The organism is Asaia sp. W19, from assembly GCF_003994335.1.
GTDB lineage: Bacteria > Pseudomonadota > Alphaproteobacteria > Acetobacterales > Acetobacteraceae > Asaia.
This window is the reverse complement of the sequence record NZ_PNQZ01000094.1, coordinates 1-774: the sequence shown is the minus strand read 5'-3', so window position 1 is coordinate 774 and position 774 is coordinate 1. Positions and strand designations below refer to the sequence as shown.

1 protein-coding gene and 1 pseudogene are annotated in these 774 nt (G+C 60.1%); both read left to right on the top strand.

Translation table 11 applies throughout. The features are described from left to right. Positions 1-470, top strand: a 470-nt coding sequence (locus C0V97_RS16545) for a DUF2612 domain-containing protein (RefSeq protein ID WP_148114955.1), incomplete at its 5' end; no start/stop codon positions are given. 24 nt (positions 471-494) lie between these two features. Further along, a pseudogene (locus C0V97_RS18735) lies at positions 495-774 on the top strand (phage tail protein); the annotation flags it as partial.

Here is a 774-nt window from a genome sequence, read left to right as displayed (position 1 = left end):
SGTATAATCAGGTTTGGAACCCCTCAACTGCGACTGGCTGGGGCCTCGACGTGTGGGGCCGCATTGTCGGTGTCGGGCGCGTCTTGCAGGTTACAGAGAGCGGGTATATCGGCTTCGATGAAGCGGCTGCCAACGGCACATCGACAGCGATCCGCGAATTCAACGCAGGCATTTGGTACAGCGGCCAGACGACGACCACGAATGTCGCGCTCACGGATGATGCCTATCGCAAGCTGATCTTCGCCAAGGCAGCCGCGAATATCACCGACTGCTCGATCACGTCGCTGAACAACATCCTCATGACGCTCTTCGGTGATTCCGGGCGCTGTTACGTCATCGACGGTCAGAACATGACGATGACTTATCGCTTCGACTTCGTGCCGACACCGGTGCAGTTGTCGATCATCTATCGTTCCGGGGTTCTGCCCCAGCCTTCGGGCGTGAACGTCTCCTACTCCTTCGAGGAATGACGGCAGCAGCCGGGCAGGAAACCAATGAAGAAAACCGACTTCTCACCGCAGTTCCCCACTGTCTGGGGGGCCGGGGCCGATAGCACGCACCTGCAGTATCCAATCCCCGGTACTTCCAACGCGCTTGGCCGGGCTTCCCTTAACCTTGGCTTCCCTCCGGCAACGTTCGTGGCGCCTGAAGCCGGGGGGTCATTCATGTTCGGAGAGGACATGAACGGCGCGCTCCGGATGCTTGCGACGGCCGCGCAGAACTACGAAAGCGGCGTGTTTCCGCCCTTTTCGGCCGCCTTTGCKCAGGCAGTCG